Annotated in this window: 13 protein-coding genes; 4 read left to right on the top strand and 9 right to left on the bottom strand. The window is 59.8% G+C overall.

Going from position 1 to position 12,390, the window contains the following annotated elements; all coding sequences use genetic code 11:
* Positions 1-362, bottom strand: a 362-nt coding sequence (locus RN01_RS33620; RefSeq protein WP_039016841.1) for a helix-turn-helix domain-containing protein, incomplete at its 3' end; no start/stop codon positions are given.
* A 282-nt stretch (positions 363-644) separates the two neighbouring features.
* On the opposite strand from RN01_RS33620, the gene RN01_RS31190 reads away from it, so the two are divergent.
* Positions 645-1,265 carry a TetR/AcrR family transcriptional regulator gene (locus tag RN01_RS31190; protein ID WP_017513236.1) on the top strand — a complete coding sequence of 207 codons (621 nt, stop codon included), beginning with the start codon at positions 645-647 and terminating at the stop codon, positions 1,263-1,265.
* Between the two features lie 196 nt (positions 1,266-1,461).
* Positions 1,462-2,493, top strand: coding sequence for an alpha/beta fold hydrolase (locus tag RN01_RS31185; protein ID WP_024570815.1), 1,032 nt, complete (start codon positions 1,462-1,464; stop codon positions 2,491-2,493).
* A 107-nt stretch (positions 2,494-2,600) separates the two neighbouring features.
* Here RN01_RS31185 and RN01_RS31180 read toward each other — a convergent pair whose 3' ends face one another.
* From RN01_RS31180 to oxlT (RN01_RS31160), 5 genes are all read right to left on the bottom strand, one after another.
* Positions 2,601-3,617, bottom strand: a complete 1,017-nt coding sequence (locus tag RN01_RS31180; RefSeq protein WP_017513234.1) for a zinc-binding alcohol dehydrogenase family protein — start codon at positions 3,615-3,617, stop codon at positions 2,601-2,603.
* Positions 3,618-3,771: 154 nt separating this feature from the next.
* Positions 3,772-5,097, bottom strand: a complete 1,326-nt coding sequence (gene oxlT, locus RN01_RS31175; protein ID WP_017513233.1) for an oxalate/formate MFS antiporter — start codon at positions 5,095-5,097, stop codon at positions 3,772-3,774.
* A 610-nt stretch (positions 5,098-5,707) separates the two neighbouring features.
* Entirely contained in the window at positions 5,708-5,926 is a 219-nt protein-coding gene (locus RN01_RS31170; RefSeq protein ID WP_011518850.1) for a hypothetical protein, read from the bottom strand.
* Between the two features lie 218 nt (positions 5,927-6,144).
* Positions 6,145-7,074: a LysR family transcriptional regulator gene (locus tag RN01_RS31165; RefSeq protein ID WP_008652294.1), complete on the bottom strand. Its 930-nt coding sequence runs from the start codon at positions 7,072-7,074 to the stop codon at positions 6,145-6,147.
* A gap of 32 nt (positions 7,075-7,106) precedes the next feature.
* Positions 7,107-8,450 (bottom strand): oxalate/formate MFS antiporter, encoded by a 1,344-nt coding sequence (oxlT, locus tag RN01_RS31160; protein WP_011518848.1) that lies wholly within the window; start codon positions 8,448-8,450, stop codon positions 7,107-7,109.
* Positions 8,451-8,666: 216 nt separating this feature from the next.
* On the opposite strand from oxlT (RN01_RS31160), the gene RN01_RS31155 reads away from it, so the two are divergent.
* Both RN01_RS31155 and RN01_RS31150 read left to right on the top strand, forming a co-directional pair.
* Complete coding sequence (locus tag RN01_RS31155) at positions 8,667-9,617, top strand: LysR family transcriptional regulator (RefSeq protein WP_024570816.1); 951 nt, start codon at positions 8,667-8,669, stop codon at positions 9,615-9,617.
* A 112-nt stretch (positions 9,618-9,729) separates the two neighbouring features.
* Complete coding sequence (locus RN01_RS31150; protein WP_017515531.1) at positions 9,730-10,035, top strand: hypothetical protein; 306 nt, start codon at positions 9,730-9,732, stop codon at positions 10,033-10,035.
* A 243-nt stretch (positions 10,036-10,278) separates the two neighbouring features.
* Here the strand turns inward: RN01_RS31150 and RN01_RS35110 are convergent, their stop codons facing one another.
* The 3 genes from RN01_RS35110 to RN01_RS34455 form a co-directional block, all read right to left on the bottom strand.
* Positions 10,279-10,725, bottom strand: a complete 447-nt coding sequence (locus RN01_RS35110; protein ID WP_328592754.1) for a type VI secretion IcmF C-terminal domain-containing protein — start codon at positions 10,723-10,725, stop codon at positions 10,279-10,281.
* A gap of 255 nt (positions 10,726-10,980) precedes the next feature.
* Entirely contained in the window at positions 10,981-11,268 is a 288-nt protein-coding gene (locus RN01_RS34205; RefSeq protein WP_133258059.1) for a hypothetical protein, read from the bottom strand.
* A 195-nt stretch (positions 11,269-11,463) separates the two neighbouring features.
* On the bottom strand, positions 11,464-12,390 hold a 927-nt coding region (locus RN01_RS34455), incomplete at its 5' end, for a glycoside hydrolase family 19 protein (protein ID WP_369799913.1).

The following is a 12,390-nucleotide window of genomic DNA, read 5'->3' as shown; positions in this document are numbered from 1 at the left end:
TTGTGCCCTTCGGGCGTCGAGCCCGACCCGACCCCGCCAGGGGCCGGCGCAGCAGGCGCGGCGGTTGCCGGGCCCGCCATGGATGCGGCTGTTACGCCGCCATTACGGCTGGCAATGAATGCGTTCACGTCTGCCGCAAGATGCTGCGGAGCAAGTACGACCTCGAGGCCCAGTGCCTCACAGGCCGCGAGGAACGTGGACATACGCGGATCGGCTTGTCCCGATTCCGCCCGTAGATAAGCTTCCCGGGATATCCCGGCCTTACGGGCGACGTCCTCCTGCTTGAGCTTGCGCGCTCGACGCAACGCCCGCAGTTGCCGGAACGGTTCGCTAGCGCCTCTTGGCACGGCTGTACTGTTCATGTCGGTCTCCAGTCACCAGTGAAAAAAAAGTGCGCGGACGTGCATTCGAGTATAGAGCACGTAAAGCGTTCCGTAAGGTCTTCTGGAACACTTTTGCAGATTTCCTATGATGGCTCGCTCCGTTCTTCCAGACTCTCATCCAAAAGACGGATAGAGCACAACTTCCTCCTCCCGCCACACACATAACGGGACCGCCTGTTTTGCGTTGACGTCACATCAGTATCGTCAATGTGTGGCACAAGGCAAGTTGACAAACCGACCGGTCGTGCTATTCTCAAACCCATGCAAAAAGGCCAACTCACTCGCACCGCCATCATCGAGCAGGCATTCCGATCCGCGACGCAGGTCGGGTTCGAACAGTTGTCGCTCGCGACCCTGGCGGCGGACACGAATATGTCCAAGAGCGGGCTGTACGCGCACTTCAAATCGAAGGAGGCGCTGCAGGAAGCCGTGCTCGAACACGCGATGGAGCGATTTGGCGAGATCGTGATCAACCCCGCCATGCGGCAGCGCCGTGGCGCGCCTCGATTGCTGGCGCTGTTCGATGGCTACCTGGCATGGCTGGGCGGCACGGTCGTGGAGGGCCGATGTATTTTCATGGCCCTCTCCCAGGAGTACGCAAATCGCCCCGGAGTCATACGCGACAAGGTTGTGCAGGCATTCAAGGATTGGCACAGCACGATCGTGCGCGTGATTGGCGATGCGGTGGATGAAGGTGTATTGCGCGCCGATACCGACGCGCACCAGTTTGCGTTCGAAATGGAAGGCATCGGCATGTCCTTCCAGTCGTCATTCAAGCTGATGGGCCGCTCCAGTGCCGAAACGATGGCACGGCGCGCCTTTGCAAGACTGGTCAATGACCTGAAAGAGAATCGCGCCGAACCGCTCGTTGCGGCACGCTAAGACGGAAACAGCAGCGTTCGAGCATCCGCACGATAAGTATCGGTGACGGCAGCGCGGTGTATCCAACGGCATTTTTGCCACTTTTTCTTGCCCAAAAAATAGCACGACTGGTCGGTCGTGACGTAAAAAAACTTCAGGAATCACAGGGTCTTGCTGCCGGCCTGACCGGTTGAAGCATCCGCAGGAGGAGTTTGTCGTGTCGCAAGTGCTGTCATCGTCAACCCAAACCCGCGCCGCCCGTGCATCTGCACCCGGCGAGACGGCCTCCAATCGCCGACGCGCCGGCGCCACACTTTCCCGTTTGGCCGGTGCGATAAGTCATGCCAGCCGACGCCTGAGCTGGCAGGCCGGCAGCCTGCTTTTCCCCGTGGCGACATCCCGGGCGCTGGAGCGCCTGTGGTTCAGCCCGCCACGCGCGCGATCCACGCCCGACGGTCTGCGCCTGCTCGACACCGCCCGCACAGAATGGGCACTGGTCACCGGCCAGGGCGCCAGCCGGCGCGTGCGCGTCTATCGCTGGGGCAGCAAGGGACCCGTGGTTCTGCTTGCGCACGGCTGGGGCGGCGAAGCCGGCCAGTGGCACGCCGTGGTCAGCGGCTTGCTGGCGGCAGGTATGCGCGTGGTGGCATTCGACGCGCTATCGCATGGCGCCTCGGACGCAGGCGCGCGCGGGCAGGATCAAAGCTCGATCATCGAGATGGCCCGATCGCTGCTGGCCGTTGCCTGGCACGTCGGCCCGGTCCATGCGGTGGTGGCCCACTCGATGGGCGGCGCAGCCACGGCTCATGCGATCCGTGAAGGCTTGCCCGTGCGCGGCGTGGTCATGCTCGGCTCTCCCGCCGACATGCACAGCGCCTGCTCTACCCTCGCCTGGCAACTTGGCGTGGCGCCCCATGTGCTGACCCACATGGAGCGTCGCAGCGAGCAGTGGTTGGGCACGCGGTGGTCCACGTTCAACGTGCCCGACGTGGGACGCACGAGACCGGTACCACCCGCGCTGGTGATTCATGATCGCGAGGACAAGGAAGTCCGTTGGGAGGACGGTGCGGCAATCGCCGGCGCATGGCCAGCCGCGCGGCTGGTAACAACCCAGGGTCTCGGGCATCGTCGCATCCTGCGTGACGCTACCGTGATTGACCACATTGCCGGCTTCGTGAACGATCTACAGGCCGTACCACCCGTGCATCGCATGACAAGCGCTCGGACGTCGCCGGCGACCATGATCTGATCTCGTCCTGCCTGCAAGCCAAATAAAAGGGGCGGGCCTCGCGAGAGGCCCGCCCCTTCATATTGGTGTCGCGCACTGCTTGGCAGTTAATTGCAGATATACAGCTATCAGAAGCCGGAGAGCACGAGCTTGCCGATCGTTCGCCCGCCTTCCAGCAGCGCATGGGCGCGACGCAAATTGGCCGCATTGATGGTGCCGAGGTTGTCACCCACCGTAGTCCGCAGCTTGCCGGCATCGATCAACCGCGCCACCTCATTCAGCAGCCGATGCTGCGCGATCATGTCCGGCGTCTGGAACATCGCCCGCGTGAACATTAATTCCCAGACAAAGCCGGCGCTCTTGTTCTTGAGCGCCGAAATGGCCAGGGGGCCGGTATTCTCCACGATCGTGCAGATCGTTCCCTGCGGGGCGATAGCCTCGGCCATGGCGTTGAAATGGCGATCGGTGTCGTTGAAGCAGAGGACGAAGTCCACATGCGCGAAACCCAGCGCGCGCAGTTGGGCCGGGATGTCGCCGTGATGATCAATCGTATGGTCGGCCCCAAGGCCGCGGCACCAGGCTTCGGATTCCGGCCGGGACGCCGTGGCAATCACCGTCAAGCCAGCCAGAACCTTGGCAAGCTGGATGCCGATCGAGCCTACCCCACCCGCGCCACCAATAATCAGTACCGATTTTCCGGCATCCTCGCCTTTCGGCGAGATACGCAGGCGATCGAACATCGCTTCCCAGGCCGTGATGGCTGTCAGCGGCAAGGCTGCCGCTTGCGGGAAATCGAGCGAAGCTGGCTTATGGCCGACGATCCGTTCGTCTACCAGGTGGTACTCGCTATTTGCGCCCGGGCGCGTAATGCTGCCGGCGTAGAACACGGGATCGCCTACCTTGAACAGCGTGACATCCGCGCCGACAGCCACGACGGTGCCAGCGGCATCCCAGCCCAACACGCGCGGCGCATCCTCGACCTTGTCTTTCGGCGCTCGGACCTTGGTGTCCACGGGATTCACCGAGATTGCCTCCACCTTGACCAGCAGGTCATGGCCGCTGGCCTCGGGCTGGGCGATCTCGACATCGACGAGCGACTGCGGATCGCTGATGGGCAGGTAACGGGTCAGACCAATGGCTTTCATGGCGGCATCCTTTGAACGGAGAGATAAACGGATGCTAGTCGCAAATGATCCCGATGATTAGCCGGAAAATATCGCAATCACTTTCCTGTAAATCGGGAAAATAGAACGACAAAAAGCCCGCATGAGGCGGGCCAAGGTTTCACAGCGCACTCACTCAGGTCAGGTCCTCCGGAACAGGACGGTATCCCATCGGCGCGCCCGCGCTATCCTGGACGAATCTCCTTGCATGGGCTTCCCGCATCGGCTTGAGCACGAAGATTGCCATCAGGGCCGAAACCGCTGCCATGCCGGACGCCAGCATGAACACCGCATACCAGTCGCCCGTTGCCGCCGTAATGACACTGGAGAACGGCACCAGCAGTGCGGCGGTGCCTTTCGCTGTGTAGAGCAGCCCTGCATTGGTCGCGGCGAACTTCGGTCCGAAGGTATCGCCGCACGTCGCCGGGAACAGACTATAGATTTCGCCCCAGGCGAAGAACACGATGCCGGTCAGGATCACAAACGCCGTTGGGTTCTGCCCATACTTGGCCAGCAGCAGGATGCCGACGGCTTCGACCGCAAACGCCAGGAACATGGTGTTCTCGCGACCAATGTTGTCGGAAATCCAGCCGAAAAACGGGCGTGTCAGACCATTTAGCACACGGTCGATGGTCAGCGCGAAGGTCAACGCTGGCAGGGTCAGACCAAGGATGGAGACCGGCGAGTCGTGCAGACCGAAGTCCTTGGCAATGGGCCCAAGCTGCGCCGTTGCCATCAGTCCGCCCGCCGCCATCATCACGAACATGGCGTACATGACCCAGAAAATCGGCGAGGACAGCACCTGGCGTGGCGTGGCGTTGTAGGTGGCCGCGGCCTTCAGCGTGCTCTTCACATCCGAGAGGATCTTGGCCGACGGCGGATAGAGCAGCATGCCGAGCAACACCACAACGATCCCCTGCCCGAGCCCGAACCACAGGAACGTAGCCTCGTAGCCGCTGGACTTGATCATGTTGGCAATTGGCACCACGGTGGCGGCGGAACCCGCGCCGAAACCCGCGGCCGTCAGTCCCGCCGCCAGCCCTCGACGATTCGGGAACCACTTGAGGGCATTGCCCACGCAGGTCCCGTAGACTGCCCCGGCCCCGACGCCACCCACCGCTGCCGCGAAGTACAGCATCGGCAACGATGAGGCCACCGAGTTCAACGCCCAGGCCACCGCGCAAAGCAGGCCGCCACCAACAACCACCGGGCGTGGCCCGTACTTGTCGACCAGATACCCTTCGATGGGCACCAGCCAGGTCTCCGTGACCACGAAGATCGTGAATGCCACCTGGATCGCGGTGCGACCCCAGTGGTACTTCTCGTCAATCGGATTGACGAACAACGTCCAGCCGTACTGCATGTTGGCAATCATCGCCATGCAGATCACACCGAACACGAGCTGCGTCCATGGCGATGCAAACCATGACGTCGGCGCGCTTCCGTTCTGCTGAGGTTCCATGGTGTCTCCTTCTGGCAACCTTGGTCGCCGTTGTGGATGGGCATCTGCGGAGATGCCTCTGGTGTATCGCGTCGCTTCACCCTGCTGATCTCGAACAGCTGAGCCGTTCTAGTGCTATACGGTATGTGATATATCAACAGTGTCAAGGCGATTTGGATGCCTGCCTGACCTATCGTGCAGACATTCTTGACGACGGTTTTCGAGGGGCTGGATCAATGGTGCGCAGGGTGCATCAAACGCACTGCCCTACCCCGGCAAGCCTCATTCCGGATCAATGACTTAGGTACAAATCCGGCATCAATGCACGACCGGAAAAAGCCGGCGCGAAATGTTGCGGCGCACGTTGTGAATCGACCGCCCTAGGGAAAGTCCCAAGCGGCGAATCAGACAGGCAACGGATGAGTGGCGGGTGGTTCAGAACACCACCGCATGAACCCGTAAGGGAATCGGGAAGATCGGAGACCGGTTCGACAGGCTTGCGTGGAAGCGTCTGAACGAAACGAAGCGGAAACAAGGGAGGAACGGCCGTGGGGAAACTGCTCGGTACTGCTGGACATCAGGAGTTGCCGGCCGTCACAAGGCTCCTGCTGGTAAAACTCGCCTGGGAGTATCAGGCGTGCGCGAGTTGCGGCTGCACCGATGTGGAGGTGCTCGGCGTTGCGCGGCCCGCACCGTCAATTTCCTGCGTGGACCCGAGTCCGGCGAAACGACCATGGTCTTGCGCCGTGGCCAGCAGGCGCATCGGCAGGCGCGTTGCCAGCAGGTAGGTCACGGCGACACCCGTCGCGATCAAACCGAGGGCGATGGCGGAAAGCAGTACGGCGTTCATGAAAACTCCTAAGTGAGATAGATCAAGGAGTCCTCAGTATATGCTGCACTGCGGCGTCTGTAAATATTTTGTATGTGATATATCAATAGACGTGTCGCTCTAAAAGCAACAACGCACCCCGTAGGGTGCGTTGCGCATCTCAAATTGAACGTCCGTTGCATCAAAAGTTGATCGGAATACGCCTGCGGCAGTGCCGCACGTGAATTCAATTCAATGCCCTACCCCACTTTCTTCAGCAGCCCCTGATTGGCGTAATCGCCGCGCTCGTACTCCTGGGCACGCAGGTTGTCCCACACCGCCGCCGCATTAGGCTTGAGCGACCGGGCCTTGCGGCGCACGAGCATGACGTTCGAGGTCACCTGCGGACGCAACGGGCGCAGCACTGCCGAGGGCGCAATGCCAGCGGCCTGCGCCCGCGATGGCACCACACCGATCCCCAACCCCATCGCCACCATGCCGAATACCGCAGCAAAATGGCCCAGTACCTGCAACGAGCCCGGTCGTACGCGATAGGCGGCCAGCGCGCGCTCCACCGCAGGCTGGATGCCGGAACTCTGATCGAGCGTCAGCACCGACGCATCGCCCAGTTCGCCCCACCCCAATGACTCCCGCGCGGCCAGAGGATGCCCCGCCGGCAGCACGGCCTGGAAAGGGTCCACGCACAGCGGTTCGCAGTAAAGATCGTCGCAAGGCGCCGGATTGCTGGCGATGCCGAAATCGACCTCTCCGCTACGCACTCGCTGCAGCACGCATTCATGCGAGCAGTCGCGCAGCGTGATGCCGATGCCGGGCCACGCCTTGCGGCAGCCAGCCACCCACATCGGCAGCGTCATCGATGACAACACCGGATCGGTGGCGATCTGCACCGTGCCTTCACACGGTTTGCCGGTGCCGTGGCTATCGCGCAGTGTCTGTTCGACTTCCTCGACCAGATGGCAGATCCGTTGCGACAGCATCTCGCCCGCATCGGTCAACTCCACCTGGCGCGTGGTGCGATCGAACAGCCGCTGGTCAATCTCCTCTTCCAGTTCGCGCACGCTCCGGCTGATGGCCGACTGTGTCAGCCCAAGCTCGGCCGCAGCACGCGTGAAGCTCTTTTGGCGAGCCACCGCAGCGAAAGCCTTCAACTGGGGAAGCGATACATTCATGCTGCCGCTCCTTTCCGCATTCGCCGGACCGGTTATTCACCCTTGCCGGTCGAGAACCCGGCCATGTATGTCGCGTGATCGCTGACGGGCTGCGCCATCGCGTGGCCGGTGATGAAGCGGCGACGCATCGGCTGCAACACGAATTTGGCGGAAAGCCCCGCTGCCACGGTCATCACGGCCGCCACCGTGAACACCAGGTTCCATCCACCGTGGTGAGACAGCACGGACGCCAGCGGCACCAGCAACGCGGCGGTGCCCTTCGCCGTGTAGAGCGTGCCGGCGTTGGCCGCGGCAAACTTGCTGCCAAACGTATCGGCGCAGAGCGCGGGGAAGATCGAGAAGATCTCGCCCCAGAACAGGAAGGTCAGCGCGGCGAAGAGCATGAACCAGTAGGGGTCATGGCCTAGCTCGAGCAACCCGATCAGCGACAGCCCTTCACCAATGAAGATCACGAACATCGTGTTCTCGCGGCCGATGCGGTCGGAGATAAAGCCGCACAGCGGACGCGTGAGCCCGTTGCAAAGATTGTCGATCGACAGCGTCATCGTCAGCAGCGGCAGTGTCATGCCAAGCATGGTGACCGGCATCGAGGCAAACCCGAAGTCCTTGGCAATCGGCCCAAGCTGCGCGGTAGCCATGATGCCGCCCGCAGCCACCGCCACGAACGAGGCATAGATCACCCAGAAAACCGGCGTGCGCACCATCTGGCCCGGCGTGAACTCAACCGGGTTGGTCAGGATAGCCTTGTTCGCCACCACGCCCTTGGGTGGCTGCGGCTTTACCAGCAGCAGCGCCATCGCGAAGATCAGCACACCCTGCAGGATGCCGAACGTGAAGAAGGCATGCTCATAGCCGGACTTCTGGATCATGTTGGCGATGGGAATCACCGTCAGCGCCGAGCCCGCGCCGAAGCCCGCAGCGGTCAGTCCTGCCGCCAGGCCGCGCTTGTCCGGGAACCACTTCAGCGCATTGCCGACGCACGTGCCATAGACACCGCCCGCGCCAATCCCCGCGATCACGGCAGCCGTGTACAGCATCGGCAGGGTCGTGGCGTACGAGTTCATCACCCACGCCAGTCCGGCACAGATCGCGCCGCCGGCCACCACGGGGCGGGGCCCGAACTTGTCGACGAGCCAGCCTTCCAGCGGCACGAGCCAGGTTTCGGTGACGATGAAAATGGAAAATGCAACCTGGATCGCCGATTCGCCCCAGTGGTGCCGGGCATTCATGGGGGTGACGAACAATGTCCAGCCATACTGGAGGTTGGCCACCAGCCCCATGCAGATCACGCCGATGAAGAGCTGGAACCAGCGGTTGCGAAGCAGCCCGCCGTTGAAATTGCCCACGGCGGGGCCTGCCGCGTTGGTGTGCGCCATGTCGTGTCTCCTTGCATTAGTGTCTTTCGCGCTCTGGTGGCGCGACTGCTGGGCTGGCCTTGTGGACGCCCGACTTTTTCACTACTGAATGAGCGCGCCTGACATTGCGGCACGTTGCATCTGTGGATTGATGCTACTTCAAACTTAGATCAGCACAGCATAAAGTTTTTTATTATGATCATTGACGATCATTTATAGATTGCAGGATATCGTGCGATGAAGAACGCGACGCTTCGCCAGCTGAAAGTGTTCGAAACGGTGGCCCGCCATCTGAGCTTCTCACGCGCGGCGGAGGAGCTTCATCTCACGCAACCTGCTGTTTCCACACAGGTTCGACAGCTCGAACTCCATGTCGGCCTGCCCCTCTTCGAGCAGCTTGGCAAACGCATCTACCTGACGCCGGCCGGCACCGAGATGCTGCATTACAGTCGATGCATCATCCAGCAGTTCCGCGAGGCTGAAGACGCGATGGCGCAGCTTAAGGGTATATCCGGGGGCCGTCTCAACGTCGCGGTTATCAGTGCCGGTGACTACTTCTTCCCCCGCCTGCTGGCCGAGTTCATGAACCGGCACGAATCAGTCACGCTCAATCTTGCCGTGCACAATCGCGAGGAACTGCTGCATCAGCTAGCCGGCAACCTGACCGATCTGGCGGTGATGGTTCGCCCGCCGGAAGGCATGGATACCATCGCCGAAGCATTCGCCCCCCACCCTTACGTGATCGTCGCCGCGCCGAACCATCCGCTGGTGCGCCAGCGCAATATCCCGCTGGCTGACCTGGCCGAGGAAGCATTCGTCTCGCGCGAGAAAGGCTCGGACACCTGGAACTCGATGCAGGAAGGCTTCGCGGGGCGCTTGTCTAACCTGCGCATCGCGATGGAGATCAAGAGCACCGAGACCATCAAGCAGGCGGTGATCGCGAACATGGGCATCGCCTTCCTGTCAGCCCACACGGTGGGCCTGGAACTTCAGGCCGGCAAGCTGGCCGTGCTCGACATCCAGGGCTTCCCGGTGATGCTCAACTGGTACGTGGTGCACCGCAAAAACAAGCGCCTGCCACCCGTGGCCCTGGCATTCAAGCATTTCCTCATGGAAGAAGGCGCCACGCTGATCCAGCAGATCACTGGCGTGGAGGGGCTGATTCGCCCGCGCGCCATCCATAAATGATTGCTTATGATTTTGCGATGAAACTTTAATTATCGTAAATCAATCGTCCCATCTAAGCTGCAGGCATCAAACCGGCATCAAGCCGCCCCACCAGCCATGCAAGGAGACGATCATGAACCAACTCCAGCCCGCCGCACCGATTACCGCCCCGGCAGCCAGCGAGACAAGCCAGCCTGATCGCGAAATGCAGCTCGCCGCGTACAACGCCGCGTTCGCCGAACTCGGGCTGCGCTTCCGCTGGGACATGCAGATGTTCGACTGGCTCTGCGGCATCGAATGCGAGAAGACTCGCGTCACGCGCTATATCGAGGACTTCCACGCTCACCTGTTGAAGGCCTACGAGGCATCGTTCCTGAGCGAACTCATCTTCGACAAGAAGAGCGAGTACATGCGGGCGATGGCGATTCCACGGCAGTAGCGCTGCCCTTGCCGACCAAGAACATGCGCGGCGGCAGTACGAAGTTCCGCAGCAACAGCTTCCCCAGCGGCCCCCGTCCAATCTCGGTGCGCATCAGATAACGGATCGGGTAGGTCACGTCCTTCGCGGCCGGCAGCCGCGCGTCGCGCGGCGTCATGCGATCCGGGTCCTCGGCGGCGGGGTTAGTTTTCGGCGCCGCTGTATCGGGAGCGGCCTGCCAGCTCAATTGGTACGTCGCGCTGTTCAGCGGCTCGAGGTGCGCCCGTTCCAGCATCCGCACCAGTCCCTGGCGCCCGCCAAATTCATAGTTCTTGTTGGTCCCCGCCCGCTCGGTGTCTGCCACTGCAGCCGGGTGCCCGCCTCCTGCAGGTTGTTCGCCGGCCAGGTCATCGCCTGCCAAGTCTCGCGCTGGTTGTAGTAATGCAGCTTCTGCCCGTCGAGCGTAAGGAGCGTATCAGTCAGGCCCAGCGTTGGAATCGGCTTGAATTCGAAACGGTACTGCGGCTCGCCTTCTGCGAGCAGGTGTGCGGCGAGCCGCTGGAGGGTATTGATGGCCCTGAGGAAGGCTGGATCAAAGACCAGTGCCTGAGCGCCGGTGGCGGCGGGCACCCAATGGTCACCCTGCAGTTCCAGCACGTCGGCTAGTTGCGTGCCGAGGAATGCGGGAATCAGCCCTGTCTGCGCGCGCAGGAAGCGCGCTAGTTCTGGCAGCGAGGCATCGCTGCTGGTGCTGGTGCTGGCAAACGGGCGGCCCGCCGCCCGTTTGCCTTAATGCGGTCGGAGCCCGTCAGGATCTTGCCTCCGTGGGTCGTGTCGTCGTTTTCGTATGCAAGGTTTTTCACGTATTCATTCCTACTTGGTTATTCTTCAACCTTTGCGATCAAAGATGACATCTTTTCGACACCAAATTCCTTGTGCATGTCAGATTAAATTCTCTTCACAGCGCTACTCGGTATCTATATTCCGATAGCTTTCTCGAGTAATGCTACTGTACGCCTGCTGTCGAATCGACGCATTGTTTATACAACCTAGATTTGCCACTTTCTTATCACCTCGATAGACTACAATCCCTGCAGAAAAATCATGCCCATCATCAGCTTTAATTATTTTATCGTAGATATAATACCTATAGCCATTGTTTGAGAATTTAATGTGCGCCTCCCCGCCGCCAGCGTAAGGCCTGTAGCTAAAATAGAATTTATTATTTTTCCGTCCACCATCCGAGATTTCCATGTCGATCTTTTCTCTCGTCCCATTACGATAGACAAGGAGGCCATCACCTCGTGCCATACAGACCGATGCTATTTTCTTCGAAAATTTACAATCGAAAATAGAGGTCTCATCATCATTACACAAAGTGCCCGCGTACGAACTAAAGCCGCAGCAAAGGAACCCAGAAATCAAGATCGACCGATATATAAATCTCATTTAGACACCTTGAGGAAGTCCAAGAACTGTGGCAATCTTGTTGTAACGACGAAGTCGATCGCCATATCCGTTCTGGCCGCCGTTGACGACTTGCGTGACATCGGCAAAACTCCCCAAATCGGAGATAGAATTTAGGTGATTTTTAGACCAAAAAATAAATGCTGACTCAACGGCATACCCTACATTTTCCGAGACGAGCTCCGGGTGGGAAATAAAATCCTGAATATCATCGGGAGATCGCCTATTGTGCTCATCCTGAAATGACTGGTACCCATCCTTCCCCGTGACCTGAATAATCCCTCTTCCGCGATATTTGAATCCTTCTCCAGTGGATTCCGCTCCATTACCCATCCTGTCCGCATAAACATATCCACCCAGGCGTTCAGGATTGTGGGCGTAATAGCTTTCCTGAGTCCACAGCTTCTCCCTCAAACGCCCCTGAGTGCAATCATCACATGATTCGTTGTAATTTTTCTTACCCCCCTTGCAACCGAATGTTTTTCGCATGATTTCTGGTCTAAAATATAAATTCTCACTCCGAATTTTCAAGGCACTTTCATGAGCAGCCTGAGATAAAAAATGGGCTATACGTCTCGGCGTATTTACTTCGTATAACCATGCATATTTATTTAAATGAGACAAAAGTCTCTCATAATGTGCTGCGGAATTACCTGACTCAACCGCGATTAGCATTTCCATCGTGATCAATTGGTGCTCACGCGCAAAATTCCCAACCATCCCAATCGGATGAATATGAAACACATCCGATCCCGGCAGATCACTCACACCGGCCTTCACCTCATCCCACCAGACCAGCTTCTCGATACGATTCTGCTCGGCCTCATGCTGGACTTGCGGCCCGGTTCGTGTCTCAATTTCCTGGATAAGGTGCCTCCACTTGACCGGGTTAGCCCATTCGCTTTCGTG

The organism is Cupriavidus sp. SHE (assembly GCF_000812445.1).
GTDB lineage: Bacteria > Pseudomonadota > Gammaproteobacteria > Burkholderiales > Burkholderiaceae > Cupriavidus > Cupriavidus metallidurans.
This window is presented reverse-complemented; position numbering and strand designations above follow the sequence as displayed.